We start from the raw sequence: 17,294 nt of genomic DNA, 5'->3' as shown, positions 1-17,294 counted from the left end.
GCACCTGCCGAGGGGATTACATGTTCGGACCGCGTAAATCGATCGAGAAGCTCGCCCAGCGGGACTCCCGGCATTCCCTCTCCAAGACCCTGAGCTGGCCCCACCTGATTGCCCTGGGCGTGGGGGCGATCGTCGGCACCGGCATCTATACCCTGACCGGCGTGGGCGCCGAACGCGCCGGGCCCGCGGTGATCCTGGCCTTTGCCATTGCCGGCGCGGTCTGCGCCTGTGCGGCGCTCGCTTATGCCGAAATGGCCACGCTGATCCCGGCTGCCGGCAGCGCCTACACCTTCAGCTATGTCGCGATGGGCGAAGGGATCGCCTGGATCGTGGGCTGGAGCCTGATCCTGGAATATTCGCTGGCCTGTTCCACGGTGGCGGTCGGCTGGTCAGGTTATCTGGTCGGCTGGATGCAATCGGCCGGCCTGGATCTGCCGCAGGCCTTGCTGGTGGGGCCGCATGGGGGCGGAATCATCAACCTGCCGGCGGTACTGGTGGCGCTGGGGGTGATGGGCATGCTGATCGCGGGCACGCGCGAAAGCGCCACGCTCAACATCGTGCTGGTGATCATCAAGCTGGCCGCGCTGTCCGTTTTCGTCATCATCGCCCTGCCGGCCTTCCAGGCGGACAATCTGCAACCCTTCATGCCCTATGGCTTCGGCAGTACGGAAGTGGACGGGCAGAAGCGCGGCGTGATGGCGGCTGCGGCGATCGTCTTCTTTGCGTTCTACGGCTTCGATGCGGTCGCCACTTCGGCGGAGGAGGCGAAGAACCCCAAGCGCGATCTGACCATCGGCATCATCGGATCGATGGCGGCCTGCACCGTGATCTACATGGCCGTGGCGATCGCCGCGATCGGGGCCACCCCGTTCCAGCTGCTCGCCAATTCGCCGGAGCCGCTGGCGCTGGTGCTGCGCAGCCTGGATCAGCCGCTCGCCGCCTATCTGGTCGCCTTGGCGGCCATCGTGGCGCTGCCCTCCGTCATCCTGGTCATGATGTACGGGCAGAGCCGCGTCTTCTTCGTCATGGCGCGTGACGGCCTGCTTCCCCGTTCGCTGGCAACGATCAGCCCCCGGACCGGGGCGCCGACGCGGATCACGCTGATGACGGGCGTCTCCATCGCGGTAATCGCCGGCATCTTCCGGCTGGACGAGATCGCGGAGCTGGCCAATGCCGGCACGCTGGTCGCCTTCATGGCGGTGGGCGCGTGCCTGATGATCCTGCGCCGCCGCTCGCCCGAGATCCCGCGCCTGTTTCGCTGTCCGCAGCCCTATCTGGTCGGCATCATGACCATCCTGGGCTGCGCCTATCTGCTGTTCAGCCTGCCGGACAGCACGCTGGTGCGCTTCGCGGCTTGGAACGGCATCGGGCTGCTGGCCTACTTCCTGTACGGCCGCGGTCGCAGCGTCGAGCGGCAGGATGCTGCAGCGGCCTGAGACGAGAATTCGACCACGACAGGCTTTTCCGAATTTCCCGCCGCGCGCAGTCGCGGCGGGGATGTGGTGTGAAGGAGCAACACCCTCCACACGCTCGGTTATGTATTTCGTATACGGTATTTGACATAAAGACTACAGTTCTGCATAAATCGGCCATCTCATGGAGGAGTCGAGCACATGCGGGGACATCGAGGGAAATTTTGTTGCGCTGTGGCGCTCACCGCGCTGATTGCCGGTGGTGCCCAGGCCCAGGAAGCACCTGCATCCATCGGCCCCACGGTGTCCGCCGAGAACGCGACCTCCGGCGGTGACATCATCGTCACCGGGACCCGCATCCGGCGCGCCGATCTGGAAAGCAACAGCCCGCAGACGGTCGTGTCGTCCGAAGAGATCCGGTATCAGGGTGCGCTGGGGGTGGAGCAGGTGTTGAACCGCCTGCCGCAGTTCACCGCCGACGCGAACGAGAACGTGTCCAACGGGTCTGACGGCACGTCGCGCATCAACCTGCGCAACTTGGGTTCCAACCGCGTGCTGACGCTCGTGGACGGGCAGCGCCTGATGCCCACGCAGGCGGTCAACCTCAACCTGATCCCCAGCGCGCTGGTGGAGCGGGTCGATGTGCTGACGGGTGGCGCTTCCGCCGTCTACGGCTCCGACGCGCTGTCCGGCGTCGTCAACTTCGTCCTGAAGAAGGATCTGGACGGCATCCGGATCGATGCGCAGGCCGGCTTCGCGCAGCACGACAACAATAACGAGGCGATCCGCAGCATCGTGCGCGAGCGGGGCTTCGAACTGGCCCCGTCCACGGTGGACGATGGCGCGAAGCAGGACATCACCATTGCCGCCGGCAAGAACTTCGCCGGCGGTCGTGGCAACCTGACCGGCTACTTCGGCTACCGCAACATCGCTCCCGTGCGCCAGTCCAGCCGTGACGTGTCCGCCTGCGCCTTGCAGGACCAGAACAACGGCACGGAACTGTTCTGCGGCGGGTCCAGCAACACGCCGTATGGTTCCTTCGTACCCTTGTCGGAAAACAGCCCGCTGCAAGGCCAGACGTTGGTCAACAACATCGACGGCAGCCCGACGGTGGTGCCCTACAGCAACGAATATGCGTATAATTACGCGCCCGACGTCTACTTCCAACGGCCGGGGGAGCGTATCGTTGCCGGCGGGTTCGGCCGGTTCGAGCTGACCGAGGCGGCAGAGCTGTACGGCAGCTTCATGTACATGAACGACCAGACGTTCTCGCAGGTCGCGCCGTCCGGCATCTGGCTGGGCACCGCCTTCCCGATCTCGTGCAACAACCCGCTGGCCAATGCCGCCCAACTGACGGCGATCTGCGGCCCGGACGCTGGCACGAACACTACGCAGGATGCGCTGGTCGCGTACCGCACGACCGTCACCCCGCGGCGGGACAATCTGCGTTATAACGATTACCGCTACACCGCCGGTGTTCGCGGCGATTTGGGCAGCGGCTTCAGCTATGACGTCAATTACCTGTATTCGCTGGTCAAGTTCAAGGAAACCTACCTCAACGACGTGAACCAGGTCCGCGCCGGCCGCGCCCTGAACGTGATCGACGTGAACGGCACGCCGACCTGCCGCTCCGTGATCGACGGATCGGATCCGGACTGCGTACCGGTCAATGTGTGGCAACCCTACGGCGTGACGGAGGAGCAGACCGCCTATCTGTTCACCGACAGCAACACCGCGTCGCGCAATGCGCTGGAAGTGTTCTCCGGCTCGCTGAGCGGCGACCTGGGCGAACTGGGGGTCACCTCGCCCTTCGCCTCCACCGGCGTCGGCATCGCGCTGGGCGCGGAGCGGCGGCGCGAGACGCTGGACTTCACGGCGGACGAGGTCGCGCAGCAGAACGGCACGCGGCCGTCCGACGGCGTCATCTCCGTGACGGAGGCCTTTGGCGAGATCGAGATCCCGCTGATAGAGGATCGGCCGTTCTTCCAGTCGCTGTCGATCAATGGCGGCCTGCGCTACTCCGCCTATGACAACGAACAGGGCTCGACCGGGTTCTCGTCCTCCTACAATGTCTGGACGTACAAGGGGGAGCTCAGCTGGCAGCTGGTCAGCGACCTGCGCCTGCGGGCCAGCTACAACCACGCGATCCGCGCGCCCAATGTGGGCGAACTGTTCGCCGCGCAGACGGTGGGCAACGTCGCCGCACAGGATCCGTGCTCCGGCTCCAACCCCACCGCCTCGCTGGAGATCTGCCAGCTGACCGGGGTCACGGCGGCGCAATATGGCCGCATCGTGGAATGTCCGGCGGACACCTGCTCGGCCCTGGGGGGCGGCAACATCGCGCTGAAGCCGGAAACGGCCGACACCTATACGGCCGGCTTCGTGCTGACGCCGCGGGCGCTGCGCGGCTTCTCGCTGTCGGTCGATTACTACAACATCAAGGTGCAGGACTATATCGGCACCATCGCCCCGTCGCTGTCGATCGGCCGGTGTGCGGCGACCGGCGATCCGTTCTTCTGCAACCTGCTGTCGCGCGATCCGCGCTCGGGCGCATTGTTCGGGCAGAATGCGGGCTTTGTCCGCTCCACCACGCTGAACACCGGCTATCTGAAAACGTCGGGCATCGATATCGTGGCCGATTACGGCTTCGACATCGGCGAGGCTGGCAGCCTGGCCATCAGCCTGGTCGGAACCTACCTGATCGACCAGGTGGCGGAGCCGGTGCCGGGTGTCGGCTCCTATGACTGCAAGGGCCTGTTCGGCTACACTTGCGGCCAGCCTTCGCCCGAATGGCGCCACGTCGCCCGCTTCAGCTACACCGCGCCCAGCGAGACGCTGGTATCGGTGTCCTGGCGGCACCTGGGCGGCACGGACCTGTCCAGCCTGACCGACAATCCCCTGCTGAACGCGCCGCAGACGGTGGTGAACAGCCGGATCAAGGATTACAACTACATCGACCTGACGTTGAACCAGCCCTTCGCCGACAATTTCGTGCTGCGCGCCGGCGTGAACAATGTGTTCGATCTCGACCCGCCGGCCCTGGCGGCCGGGCTGCTGCAGACCTTCGGCAACGGCAACACCTATCCGGGCGTGTTCGACCCGCTGGGCCGCACGGTGTTCTTTGGGTTCACCGCCAACTTCTGATCCACGAACCCCGCGGGTCGCGCCACGGAAGAAAGCCCGCCCGGTCTCAGGACCGGGCGGGCTTTTCTGCATCCAGGGGGTGATCAGTCCGCGCGGCCGATGGTGAAGGAGAATTGCGCGGGTGCCAGCGGGATGCGGAACGGCATGTGCGGCCGCCCGTCTAGGTTCCACCCGGTATCGCCGCCAACGCCGGCCTGCGCCATGTCCACCAGCAGGGTGCCGTTGCCGTGCGGGCGGATGTCAGCACTGCGCGCCTTGCCTGGCGCCTGTTCCGCCAGATCGGCATAGGGGAAGGCCAGCGCGTTGACCGAGAGCGGCCGCATGCCGGTGATGCGCAAGCCATCTCCCGTGCCGCCGGTCAGCGCGATCCAGCGCACATCCGTCTTGTTGCCGCTTTCCTGCGGCCGGGCATAATCGTGAAACTGGTCCGCGAGCGCCCCGCTCCAGCGCGCGATCAGACCGCTGGTGGCGCGATCGGCATAGGTCTCGTGCGGGCCGCGGCCATGCCATTCCACCTGGTCCAGCGCCGGGGGCGTTTCGAACGCCAGGCCGATGCGCAGCGGATCGGGCAGGGTATCGCGCAGCGGATCGAACTGCAGCGTCACCCCCACCGTACCGTCCGCCGCCATGGTCCAGCGAGTCACAGTCCTGACCGACCCCACGCCCATATTGTGCCGCACGACGATTCCGGCTCCGTCCCGCTCCACCGCCTCGACCTGGCGATTGGCGGAGAAGTGCTGCCACATCGCATGGCTCTTCGGCACGCCGGCGCCGATATCGTTGTCGGTCGGTGCGCGCCAGAAATTGGGCGCGCCGCCGGTCAGCAGCACAGCGGCGCCCTGTGTGTAGCTGCGCAGCAGGCCGGTGGTGCCGTCGATCTCCAGCGTGGCGCCATTGGCCGCCAGCCGCCAGCCGTCCTTCACGGCAATGGGCTGGACAGCGCCCGCGGGCAACGTCGCGGCGGGCGGGGTGCCCAGGGCGAACTGCTCCCAGCCGACGACATGGCCGGCGGGCAGCATAGGCACTGCCCCGTCTTGCGCCACCGCGCGCAGCACCAGCCGCCGCTCCGCCAGAGGGTCGCGTGCCGGCGGCACGGGAACGGCCAGCGGGGCACTGCCGCCGGGCGGAACCTCCGGCGTGGGCAGCGCGCCGCGCGCAATTTCCGCGCCGTCTTCCAGCAGCGCCCATTCCAGCGCGAAAGCGGACAGGTCGATGTGATCGTGCCGGTTCACAACCCGCCACCCGGCATCGTCCTGCACGAAGGTGATCGGCGCCTGCACATGGGCGAGTTCGAAATATTCCGGGTCGGGCGTGCGATCCGCCTGGATCACGCCGTCACCAACCGGGCTGCTGTCGCCATGCACGCCGGGCGCGTCCGGGTTTGGGTCGAAGTCCACGCCCTGCGCCCAGTAAGGCCGCCCGTCATCATCGTTCAGCAGCATCGTCTGGTCCACCCAGTCCCACACAAAGCCGCCCTGCAGCTTGGGATGGCTGCGCATCGCATCCCAATAGCCGGCAATATCGCCCAGGCTGTTGCCCATCGCATGGGCATATTCGGACATGATCAGCGGCTGCGTGAAGGCCGGGTCGCGCGCATAGTCGAGCAGCTTGGGCACGTCGTCATACATCGGTGCGAAGATGTCGACATAGGTGTTCACCGGATGGCGCCACCCGCTCATGCTCCAGCCCAGGAAGCTGACGAGCCGCGAGGGATCGTTCTGCTTCACCCATTTCGCGGCCGCTTCGAAGCTGTCGCCGATGCCGGTCTCGTTGCCGAGCGACCAGAAGATGATCGAAGGATGGTTGCGGTCCCGCTGCACCATGCGGGCCACGCGATCCAGATGGGCAGCGCGCCAGTCCGGATCGTTGCCCAGCAGCACGGATGGGTCGTTGTCCCGCTGCTGCGACGCGCTGAGATAGCCGTGGCTCTCGATATTGGCCTCGTCCATCAGGTACAGGCCGTATTCGTCGGCCAGGTCGTACCAGCGCGGATCGTTGGGATAATGGCTGGTGCGCACGGCGTTCACATTGGCCGCCTTCATCAGGGCGATGTCGCGCCGCATCGTCTCTTCCGACACGATGCGGAAGGTGTGCGGGTCATGTTCGTGCCGGTTGACGCCGCGGATGGTGACGCGCCGGCCGTTCACCTGCACCTCGCCATCGGCGATCTCGACCGTGCGGAAGCCGATGCGGCGGCTGGTCGCCTCCACCACGCGGCCGTCGCGGTCCAACAGCTCCACCAGCAGGGCGTAGAGATTGGGCGCCTCTGCCGACCAGCTGCGCACGGCCGGCACGGTGGCGGCGAGTTCGGCCGTGCCGTTGCGCATCCGGGCGTCCCGCACCAGCACCTCGCGCGTGCCATCCAGCACCGTGGCGCGCACCCGCATCGGCGCCGTCCTCCCGCCGAGATCGACCGCGACCTTCAGCGTGCCGTCGCGATAGCCGTTCTTCAGCCCGGCATCGATCACCAGGTCGCGGATGTGGGTGGGCGGCGCGGCATAGAGCGTGACGGATCGTTCGATTCCGTTGACGCGCCAGAAATCCTGATCCTCCAGATAGCTGCCATCGGCCCAGCGGTAGAGTTCGATCGCCACCACATTGCGGCCGGGCTGCATCTGCGCGGTCACGTCGAATTCCGCCGGCAGCTTGGAATCTTCCGAATAGCCGACCCGCTGCCCGTTGACCCACAGGTAATAGGCCGCGCCCGCCGCGCCGACCGTCAGCAGCAGCCGGCGGCCATCGAAGTGTTCGGGCAGCTCGATCTCCCGGCGGTAGGACGCCACCTCGTTCAGCGCATGGTCGATGAAGGGCTGGTTGCGAGGGAAGGGGTATCCGCTGCCCACGAACACCGCGCGGCCATGCCCCTCCGCCTGCAGGATCCCCGGCACCGGCATGGTGGCCCAGCCGCTGGCGTCATAGTCGGGCTGGTGGAAATCGGCCGGGCGGCTTGCCGGATCGGGCGACAGATGGACCTGCCACGCACCGTCCAGCGACAGGTGCCAGGGTGATTGCGTCACATCGCCGGACAGGGCGCCCGCGCGGCTGTCGAAGCCGGCGAAGGTGGTGTGCATGGGCTCCGCGCCCTGGCGGATGACCTGCGGCTGTTCCCATTCGACAGGATCGACCTGCGCTGCAGCGGGCATGGCGCCGGCGAACAGGACCAGCGCCATGGCTGTGCAGGCGGCGGACTTGCCGATCAGGTTGGTCAATGCGTCTCTCCGGCGGGGGTTGGGCCTATTGCAGGGCGCGCACGAAGAACTCGAACTGGCGCCGCGTGACATAGTCGATCGGGCCGCTCGACCGGCCCACACTGTGTTCGCCGCCGGGGACGACCAGCAGGTCGAAGTCCTTGTCGGCCCGGATCAGCGCATCGACCACCTGCATGGTGGAGGCCGGGTCCACATTGCTGTCCTGCTCCCCCACGATCAGCAGCAGGTCGCCCTGCAGCAGCGGGGCGTTGTCCACGCCCGAGGCCGCGGCATAGCTGTCGTTCACCGGCCAGCCGAGCCACTGTTCGTTCCAGCTGATCTTGTCCATGCGGTTGTCGTAACACCCCGCATAGGCGACGCCCGCCTTGTAGAAATCATTGTGGAACAGCAGCGCGTTCAGCGTGCTCTGCCCGCCGGCGGAGGCGCCGTAGATGCCGACCCGCTCGATATCGTAGGACGGGTCGCGTGCCGCCAGCGCCCGGTGCCAGGCGATACGGTCCGGAAAGCCGGAATCCTTCAGATTGTGCCACGCGACATCGTGGAACGCTTTGGACCGGTTGGCCGTGCCCATCCCGTCGATCTGCACCACGATGAAGCCCAGATCGGCCAGCGCCTGCATGCCGATGACCTTGTCGCCGCCGGAATGGTAGCCGAAGGGCCAGAACTGCTTGGGCACGAAGCTGTCATGCGGGCCGGCATAGATGTTCTCGATCACCGGGTAACGGCGCGCGGGGTCATAATCGCGCGGGCGCACGACCAGCCCCCAGATGTCGGTCTGCCCGTCGCGTCCCTTGGCGGTGAACACTTCCGGCGGGCGGAAGCCGGCGGCCGTCAGCTGCGTGATATCGCCCTGCGTCACCGGGGCGATCGCCGTGCCGTCCGCCGCGTCGCGCAGCACCGCCACATTGGGCAGGTCGGGGCGCGAGTACGTATCGACCAGCCGCGTGCCATCGGGCGACAGAGTGGCGAAGTGGTCCGCCGGCTCCGGCGTCAGCGCCACCAGGTTGCGGCCGTCGAAATCCACGCGGTAGTAATGCCGGAAATAGGGGTCTTCGCCTTCATTCATGCCGCTGGCGGCGAACCAGATCTGCCGCTTGTCCTCGTCCACCCGCAGCACGTCGCGCACGACCCAGTCGCCGCGCGTGATCCGGTTCTTCACCCGCCCGGTGCGCCCGTCGATCAGATACAGGTGGTTCCAACCATCGCGCTCCGACGCCCAGACGATCTCCGCACCTGCCGGCCCGACCTCGTGCGCGAAGCGGCGATCGGCATAGACGAAGGTGTCGGTATCCTCGGTGACCGCGGCGTGGGCCCGACCGGTCTGCGCATCCACCGCGATGATCCGCGCCTGCCCGAACCCGCGCTGGACATAGTCGAACGCCACGCTGTTTCCGTCCGGCCGCCAGCGGGGGGGCGACAGGGAGTAGGGGTTGGGGAACAGGGCCGGATCGATGTCGATCTGCCGGCCGGTCGTCACATCGAACAGCACCGGCTGTTCCAGATCCACGGGATCGCTGGGCTTGGGGTAGAGCTGCGTGTTCAGTGCAGGCTGCAGCTGATCCTCCGGCGCGGCGACCACGCGCAGCACCTGGCGCGGGAAGCCGGGGCGCACGCGATAGATCATCAGGTGCCGGCTGTCGGGCGACCAGGCGATCGTCTCGGGGTCGTAGAACTCGCCGGTCGATCCGTCCTGGCTCAGCTGCACGGGCGCGCTGCCATCCGCCTGCCGGACGACCAGATTGTCCCCTTCCACCAGCGCCTCCAGCCGGCCATCGGGCGAGCGGCGCGGGTGGTTGTCCGCCGGAACGGACAGGTCGCGCACCACGCCAAAGGCGCGCGGCCGGCCGGCACGGTTCTGCGGCGCGCACAGGTACTCGGCCAGGCTGCATTGCCAGCGCCCGTCGCCCGCCGTGAAGGCGATCGTCAGCTGGTCATCGCCATAGGCGAACTGGTCGAACGGCAGGCGCAGCGCCGCCACATCCTGCCCCATCGCCAGCGCCAGCGCGGCGGCCAGCCGCTGGTGATCGAAGGCGGGCGCCTTGGCCCGCGTGGCGGCATCGAACGTCTCGAAGGCGAAGCCGCCCGCCACCGTCTTGCGGTAGGTGAAGGCGCCGCCATCGGGCGTCCAGACCGCCGGCCACGCGATCTCCCGCGTGAGATATTGCCAGTCTTCCCGCAGGTTCACGGATTGCCGGACCTGCTCGGCCGTGGGTTCGGCCCGGACGATGGATGCGGGCAGCGCGGCGGCCATCGCGGCGGCCAGCAACAGGCGCTGCAGCCCCCTCACGTGACCTGGAACCCGGCCCAGAACGGGTCCGCCCGGTCGATCCAGATCGTGTTGAACCCGGTCGCAACCGCCGATCCTTCGATGGACGGGATGATGCCCGGCTGGCCGTCCAGCATAACCTCCGCCTCCACCCGGCCGGTGAAGCGCGAACAGATGTAGCTTTCGTGGACAAAGCTGTCGCCCACCGCCAGCCGCCCGGTGGCCGCGAGATGCGCCAGCCGGGCCGACGTACCGGTGCCGCACGGGCTGCGGTCGATCGCCTTGTCGCCATAGAACACCGCATTGCGCCCGTCTGCCCCGTCATGCCGGGGCCTGTCCGCCCACAGCACATGGCTGACGCCGCGGATCGTGGGGTCGAGCGGGTGGACGGGCTCGTATTTCGCGCGCACGGCTTCGCGCAGCTTGCCGCTCAGTTCGATCAGGCGGGATGCGCCCAGATCGTCCAGCCCCGTGTAATTGCCCTGCGGTTCGACGATGGCGTAGTAATTGCCGCCATAGGACACATCCACGGTCAGCGGGCCGATGCCGTCCACATCCACCGTGATGCCGCGCGCCGCGACATAGGCGGGCACGTTGGTGATGCGCACGGCCGTGACCTTGGGTCCGTCGGTCTCATAGGCGATGTCGATCGTGCCCGCGGGCACCTCCACGCGCAGACTGCCGGGTATGGCGGGCTGGATCAGGCCGTGTTCCAGCCCGAAGGTCACCATGCCGATCGTGCCGTGGCCGCACATGGGCAGGCAGCCGCTGGTCTCGATGAACAGGATGCCGATATCGTTGGCCGGGTCCACCGGCGGGTACAGGAACCCGCCAGACATCATGTCGTGCCCGCGCGGTTCGAAGCACAGGCCGGTACGGATCCAGTCGAACCGCGACAGGAAATCCTGCCGCCGTTCGGACATGCTGGCCCCCTTCAGCAGCGGCGCCCCGCCCGCCACTAGGCGGACGGGGTTGCCGGCCGTGTGGCCGTCGATGCAGAAGAAGGTGTGCCGCATGGTCCCCCGGTTCAGGCTGCCTTGGCGATGGCGAGGTCCGGACGGGTCGCCGCCGCCTTTTCCACCATCGCGATCACTTCTGCCCGGCGTTCGCCCTGCAGCACAAGCCGCGGCGGCAGGACGCGTTCGGACCCGCGGCCCATTACCTGTTCGGCCAGCTTGATCGACTGCACCAGATCATGATCCGCATCCAGGTGCAGCAGCGGCATGAACCAGCGATAGATCTCCAGCGCCTTGGCATGATCGCCCCGCTCGAACGCGGCGACCAGTTCGACGGATTCGCGCGGGAAGGCGTTGGTCAGGCCGGACACCCAGCCCTGCGCCCCCAGATACAGCCCTTCCAGCGCCACGTCGTCCAGCCCGGCGAACAGCACGTATCGGTCGCCGAATTCGTTGCGGAAGTCGGTGAAGCGGCGCGTGTCCGGCGCGGATTCCTTGACCGCCACGATGTTGGCCACGTCCACCAGGGCGGTCAGCACCTCGCGGTCGATCACCGTGCGATAGGCGGGCGGATTGTTGTACAGCATGATCGGCAGGCCGGTCTGCTCGGCCACGCCCTTGAAGTGGGCGACCAGCTCGTGCGGCTTGGTCACATAGACCATCGGCGGCAGCAGCATCAGGCCATCCGCGCCGGCCTTCTCCGCGGCCTGGGCGTAGCGCACGGCGCGGCGGGTGTCGTATTCGGATACGCCGGTGATCACGGGCACCCGGCCGGCGACAACCTCCACGATGGCGGAAAGGACTTTCACCTTCTCGTCATGATCCAGGGAATTGTTCTCCCCCACCGTGCCCAGCGCGATCACGCCGGTGACGCCGTCGCGGACCAGATCGTCCACCACGCGCTGGGTATCCGCCAGGTCCAGCGACAGGTCGCTGCGGACCTGGGTGGTGACTGCCGGGAATACGCCCTTCCAACCTATTGCCATCGAAATATCGTCCTGCTCTGTTTCGTGTACCGTATACGATATTGCGGCTGCGAAGCCAAGGGCAAAAGCTATTCGTCGGTGGTGTACGGGCCCGCGCCGCCCTCTGCGATCAGCTGGTCGATCCGCGTGTCGATCACCTGCAGCGGCACCGCGCCCAGCGCCAGCACGGCATCGTGGAAGGCGCGGATATCGAAGCGGGGACCCAGCGCCTCCTCCGCCCGGCGGCGGGCATCGGCAATGGCGAGATAGCCCATGTAATAGGACAGCGCCTGCCCGGGCCACGAGATGTAGCGGTCCACTTCCGTCTCGATCTCGTGTTCCGACATGGCGGTGTTGTCGCGCAGGTAATCCTGCGCCTGTTCCCGGCTCCACCCCTTGGCGTGGATGCCGGTGTCCACCACCAGCCGCGAGGCGCGCCATGCCTGATAGCTGAGCATGCCGAACAGGTCGTACGGCGTCTCGTACATATCCATGTCCTCGCCCAGCGCCTCGCAATACAGCGCCCAGCCCTCGCCATAGAAGGACAGGTAGGTCTCCCGGCGGAAGGCGGGCAGGCTTTCGTTCTCCAGCGACAGCGGCATCTGCATCGCATGGCCCGGCGCACTTTCGTGCAGGGTCAGGGCGATCTGGGAATAGAACGGGCGGCTGGGCAGGTCATAGGTGTTGACCAGATAGATCCCCGGCCCGCCGCGCCCCCCGGTGTAGAACGGCGCGATGTCGTCGGGCACCGGCTTGATGGCGAAGCGGCTGCGCGGGAGGTGGCCGAAGAACTGGTCGGCCTTGCCGTCAAAGGTCTTGGCGATCCAGGCGGCGCGATACAGCAGCTCTTCCGGCGTCTTGGGGTAGAATTGCGGATCGGTGCGCAGGAAGTTCAGGAAGGCGGGCAGGTCGCCATCGAACCCGACCTGCTGCATGACTTCGTTCATGCGTGACCGGATGCGTGCCATTTCCGCCAGGCCGGTCTGGTGGATATCCTCCGCACTGCGGTCCACCGTCACGAATTCGCGGATCTTGGACCGGTAATAGGCCTCGCCGTCGGGCAGGGCATAGGCGGCCAGCGTGGTGCGCGCGCCGTCCTCGTACTCGCCACGCATGAAGGTCAGCAATGCGGCATGGGCGGGGATGACGCCCTCCGCGATCAGTTGCCGGGCCTGGCTGCGCAGCTCGTCCTGCTCGGCGGCGGGGATGGTGGCGGGCAGGTCTGCCAGCGGCTGCCAGAACGCGGTCTGTTCCGGGCTGCCGGCGCTGGCCACGTTGGCGATCGCCGTGTCGCGGCCGGCCAGTGTCACCTGCGGGGCGGTGAAGCCGCGCGCCAGCCCCGCCCGCATGTTGGTGATCTGCTGGTCGTAATAGCGCGGCAGTTCGCGCAGCATCTGCAGGTAATTGTCCGCCGCCGCCCGGTCGCGCAGCGGTCGCCCGGCCCAGCCGATCAGATTGCCCCAGAAGCTGGTATCGGCATTGAACGGCTTTTCGAAATCGCGGAACCGCTGTTCGGCCAGCAGCGCGTCGATCTGGCCCTGATAGACGGCGAGGTTCACGCGGTTCTCCGGTGACAGCTCCGCTTGCGGGATCGCGGCCAGTTGCCGGGCGGTCTCCTCCCAGCGGGCCTGCCGATCAGCCTGCGCGGCCAGGCCGACGTCGGGCAGCACGACCTTGACGCCAGTGGGCGTGTCCTCGTTCGCGCCCATCTGGCTCTGGCGCCAGGCATATTCGTCGGTGTAGATGGCTTCGAACCGCTGGTCCGCCGCGGATGCGGCCGGCGCCTGTTGCGCGGCAGGCGCGGGCATCTGGGCCGACGCGGGAAGGGCGAGCGTGGCCAGCATCAGCGAGCCGGCAGCCCCCGCCATCCGGTAATGGCGTGCAATCATTTGGGGGGCCTTCCTTCCAGTATCTGCATGATGTCGCGGTGCACCTGCGCCGGTATGGCAAGCCCCTGCGTGTCGGAACGGGCGCGCGCGGCCAGCCGGCGGGTGCCGGGCAAGCGGGCGCCCTGTTGTTCGATCGCGGCGAACATCGCCTCCGCCCGCGCCAGATGGTCGGAAACGCCCGCGCCCAGGAAGCCGGCCGGGTCGATCGCCAGGATCAGCTCGCCACCGATCGGCGATCCGCCGCGCCCTTCATCGGCTGCCATCGATTCCGCGCTGGTCATGTCCCCGATCAGCGGGCCGGCGATCAGCTCCACCATCGCCGCCAGGGCGGAGCCCTTGTGCGCGCCGAAGGTGCGCATGGCGCCGGCCAGCACTGCCTCGGCATCGGTGGAAGGCTGACCCTGCGGATCATAGCCCCAGTCAGGCGGAACGGGCTTGCCGGCGCGGCGATGCAGTTCGATCTCGCCGCGCGCCACGGCGCTGGTGGCGAAATCGAACACGAACGGCGCGCGGCCCGGCCGGGGCCAGGCAAAGGCGATCGGATTGGTGCCGAAGACCGGCTGCGTGCCCCCTTCGGGCGCGACCCAGGCATGGCTGGGGGTGAAGGCCAGCGCCACCAGCCCTTCTTCCGCCAGCGCCTCGACCTCCGGCCACAGGGCCGCGAAATGGACGGCATTGTTCAGTGCCAGGGCGGCGATGCCATAGCGGCGGGCCTTGGCCACCAGCAGCGGCATGCCGCGTTCGAACGGCAATTGCGCGAAGCCGCCCCCGCCATCCACCCGCACCAGCGCCGGCGCCGGTTCCGTCACCTGCGGGACCGCATCGGGCACGGCGACGCCCTGCTCCACCGATCGGGCGGCGACCAGCAGGCGGTAGAGGCCGTGCGACGTGCAGCCATCCCGCTCCCCCCGCACCATGGTCTCCGCCACCGCAGCCGCGTGGTCGGATGCCAGGCCACAGGCGCCCAGCACCCGCCGCGCCAGATCGCGCGCCTCGCCAATCGACAGGGCGACCGGCGGTTCGTCGGCCGGATGGCCGGTCATGTGTCGCTGGCCTGCGGGGCCGGTGCGACGGTGAACAGGCGCACCCCGAAGACCGGCCCGGCCGAGCTGCGATCATGCGGCACGAAGCGGACCTTCACCTCTTCCTTGCCGTCCGTCAGCGCCTCCGGCAGCTTGTATTCCACATCGATGAAGCTGCCCGGCTCGTCATGGTTCAGCGTCTGCGTCGCGATCTTCACGTCATCGACCAGGATGTCGAAGCTGCGCTCCCGCTCCCCACCCCAATAGGTCGCCTGCAGCAGCAGCGGACCCGGCCGCACCTTCATGGCGAATTCGAAATACCCGCCGGATCGTGCGTCGCGCCCGTTGCGGCCGCGATAGGACACCGGATAGGAAATCTCGGACACCAGCCGGTGATCGCGTTCGGGCTGCATCTCGCCCAGATGCATGATGTCGACGGATCGGGCCGCCAGGTCGCGCTGGCGGGCCTGTTCGGCCAGGAAGGCGGCCTCCTGATCGCGCCAGCCGGCTTCGGTGAAGCGCCGGAAATAGACCGCGCTGCGCCGGTCATGCTGGCTGTAGAAGGGGACAAAGGTCTGGTCGGCGGGGCGGATCACGCCGGTGGCGCGGAAGCGCGGCCGGTCCGACACCAGCGCGGCGAAGGCGGCCAGCGGATCATCGCCGACCATGGCCGGCTCGACCCCGGTGAACTCCACTTCCTTGGGCCCCATGTCGGCCGCCATCACCAGCGGCCCGCGCACCACCGCCACCACGTCCGGCGCGCCCGGCGCCCCTTCCAGCCTCAGGTCGAGCGGCAGGGTCAGTCCGACCACGTCGCCCTTGCGCCAGCGGCGGTCCAGCATCGCATAGCCATTGGCCATGACCGGGGTGGCCGGCTCGCCATTGACCGTCACGCCCGCCTTGTCGCCGGCCCAGGCCGGGATCCGCAGCGCCAGCCGGAACCGGCCTTGCCGCACCTCGTCCAGGCTGATGCGCACCTCCGGTTCGAAGGGATATTGCGTGGCGATGGACAGCAGCGCGCCCTTGTCCGCCCAGCGCGCTGTTGCGGGGATATAGAGGTTGACGAACAAGGTGTCGTCGCCCTCCCAGAAGATGGAGTCCCCGTGCTTGGAATGGCTTTCCATGCCCGATCCGACGCAGCACCAGAAGGAATCCTCCCCCGGCTGCGAATATTCGCGCGCCGTCCCGCTCATCAGCGGGGTCATGTAGGTGAAGCCGCCGGTGGACGGATCATGGGCCGACAGGACATGGTTGAGATGCGCGCGTTCGTAATAGTCGAACAGGGCGCCATCCGGCTGCCAGGAGAACAGCGACCGTGTCAGCCGCAGCATGTTGTAGGTGTTGCAATGTTCGCACGTCGCCTCGGTGATGTGCAGTGCCACCGTGTCGGGCTCGAAGAAGTATTCCCGGTCCGCATTGCCGCCGATGACGTAGCTGTGATGCTGCGTCACCCGATCCCAGAAGAAGCGTGCCGCGCGGCCCGGGTCGGGATCTCCGGTCAGTTCGTGGATGCGCGCCAGCCCGATCAGCTTGGGCACCTGCGTGTTGGCGTGGAAATTGGCCAGCTTGTCTTCCCCCGCCACCAGCGGGTCCAGCACCTTGTTGTCGTAGATCCGCTCCGCCACGCGAAGCCAGCGGGCATCGCCGGTGCGGGCATACAGCTCGGCATAGCTTTCGTTCAGCCCGCCATATTCGGTGTTGAGCATCTCCTGCAGCTGCGCATCGTCCAGCGCGCTGAAGACCCGTTCGAAATACCCGCCCAGCCCGGTCGCCACCTGCAGCGCGCGGGCATTGCCCCAAGCGGCATGCACATCCAGCAGGCCGGCGAAATATTTGTGCACGGTGTAGAGCGGCGACCATGATCCGTTGAGGTCGAAGCCGCCGGACTTGATCTCGCCCCGCATCACCTCCGGGAAGATCTCCTGCCCGTCGACGATCGTGCCGTCCTTCCGCTTGCGCCCCAGCGCGCCGATATAGCCGTCGCTCCGCTGCGCCTGGCATGCGGCCAGCTCGTCCACGATGTAATCGGCGCGGCGGCGGCATTCCGCATTGCCGGTCTGCTGCCACACCAGCACCAGCGCGGTGATGTAATGGCCCAGGGTGTGGCCGGCGATCGTGTCGGATTCCCAGCCGCCATAGATGGGCGCGCGCGGTTCCAGCCCGGCATATTTGCGGAAATTGTGCAGGAAACGATCCGCATCCAGCGACAGCAGGTAGTCGGTATTGACCTCCACCGCCGTGGCGAAGTCGGACGGCAGCAGCCGCACATCGGTCAGCGGCAGGGGACGCGCCCTGATCGGCAGCCTGGGGGTGACGATCTGCGCATTCGCAGGCAGCCACATCGCGCAGATCGCCACGGTTGCCGCGCCGGCCAGGCAGTTGCGCCGGGTAATCTTCATGCCGATCTCTCCCAGAATATCGTATACTATAC

At 67.4% G+C, this 17,294-nt stretch carries 9 protein-coding genes; 2 read left to right on the top strand and 7 right to left on the bottom strand.

Annotated features, from left to right (window positions below):
* The first annotated feature begins 20 nt into the window (after window positions 1–20).
* Both D5S08_RS03950 and D5S08_RS03945 read left to right on the top strand, forming a co-directional pair.
* A complete protein-coding gene (locus tag D5S08_RS03950; RefSeq protein ID WP_121115758.1) occupies window positions 21–1,436 on the top strand; it encodes an amino acid permease in 1,416 nt (471 codons plus the stop codon).
* A 210-nt stretch (window positions 1,437–1,646) separates the two neighbouring features.
* The gene (locus tag D5S08_RS03945) at window positions 1,647–4,556 is read left to right on the top strand and encodes a TonB-dependent receptor domain-containing protein (protein ID WP_206610280.1); all 2,910 of its coding nucleotides are present in this window, start codon (window positions 1,647–1,649) and stop codon (window positions 4,554–4,556) included.
* Between the two features lie 83 nt (window positions 4,557–4,639).
* Here D5S08_RS03945 and D5S08_RS03940 read toward each other — a convergent pair whose 3' ends face one another.
* The 7 genes from D5S08_RS03940 to D5S08_RS03910 form a co-directional block, all read right to left on the bottom strand.
* The gene (locus D5S08_RS03940; protein WP_241557215.1) at window positions 4,640–7,765 is read right to left on the bottom strand and encodes a glycoside hydrolase family 2 TIM barrel-domain containing protein; all 3,126 of its coding nucleotides are present in this window, start codon (window positions 7,763–7,765) and stop codon (window positions 4,640–4,642) included.
* A gap of 25 nt (window positions 7,766–7,790) precedes the next feature.
* Entirely contained in the window at window positions 7,791–10,052 is a 2,262-nt protein-coding gene (locus D5S08_RS03935; protein ID WP_241557214.1) for a S9 family peptidase, read from the bottom strand.
* A complete protein-coding gene (locus D5S08_RS03930) occupies window positions 10,049–11,047 on the bottom strand; it encodes a 4-hydroxyproline epimerase (RefSeq protein WP_121115754.1) in 999 nt (332 codons plus the stop codon). Before D5S08_RS03930 ends, D5S08_RS03935 begins: the two co-directional genes overlap by 4 nt.
* Window positions 11,048–11,058: 11 nt before the next feature.
* Window positions 11,059–11,973, bottom strand: a complete 915-nt coding sequence (locus D5S08_RS03925; RefSeq protein WP_121115752.1) for a dihydrodipicolinate synthase family protein — start codon at window positions 11,971–11,973, stop codon at window positions 11,059–11,061.
* A gap of 68 nt (window positions 11,974–12,041) precedes the next feature.
* Window positions 12,042–13,841 (bottom strand): DUF885 domain-containing protein, encoded by a 1,800-nt coding sequence (locus tag D5S08_RS03920; protein WP_241557213.1) that lies wholly within the window; start codon window positions 13,839–13,841, stop codon window positions 12,042–12,044.
* Entirely contained in the window at window positions 13,838–14,884 is a 1,047-nt protein-coding gene (locus tag D5S08_RS03915) for an Ldh family oxidoreductase (protein ID WP_121115748.1), read from the bottom strand. Before D5S08_RS03915 ends, D5S08_RS03920 begins: the two co-directional genes overlap by 4 nt.
* Entirely contained in the window at window positions 14,881–17,262 is a 2,382-nt protein-coding gene (locus tag D5S08_RS03910) for a glycoside hydrolase family 127 protein (RefSeq protein ID WP_121115746.1), read from the bottom strand. The genes D5S08_RS03915 and D5S08_RS03910 overlap by 4 nt, the downstream gene beginning before the upstream one ends.
* Window positions 17,263–17,294: the final 32 nt, after the last annotated feature.

Source organism: Croceibacterium ferulae, from assembly GCF_003660445.1.
GTDB lineage: Bacteria > Pseudomonadota > Alphaproteobacteria > Sphingomonadales > Sphingomonadaceae > Croceibacterium > Croceibacterium ferulae.
This window is presented reverse-complemented; position numbering and strand designations above follow the sequence as displayed.

Coding starts and splice junctions, on each gene's coding strand:
- D5S08_RS03950 (WP_121115758.1), top strand. CDS start 21: ATGTTCGGACCGCGTAAATCGATCGAGAAGCTCGCCCAGCGGGACTCC.
- D5S08_RS03930 (WP_121115754.1), bottom strand. CDS start 11,047: ATGCGGCACACCTTCTTCTGCATCGACGGCCACACGGCCGGCAACCCC.
- D5S08_RS03925 (WP_121115752.1), bottom strand. CDS start 11,973: ATGGCAATAGGTTGGAAGGGCGTATTCCCGGCAGTCACCACCCAGGTC.
- D5S08_RS03920 (WP_241557213.1), bottom strand. CDS start 13,841: ATGATTGCACGCCATTACCGGATGGCGGGGGCTGCCGGCTCGCTGATG.
- D5S08_RS03915 (WP_121115748.1), bottom strand. CDS start 14,884: ATGACCGGCCATCCGGCCGACGAACCGCCGGTCGCCCTGTCGATTGGC.
- D5S08_RS03910 (WP_121115746.1), bottom strand. CDS start 17,262: ATGAAGATTACCCGGCGCAACTGCCTGGCCGGCGCGGCAACCGTGGCG.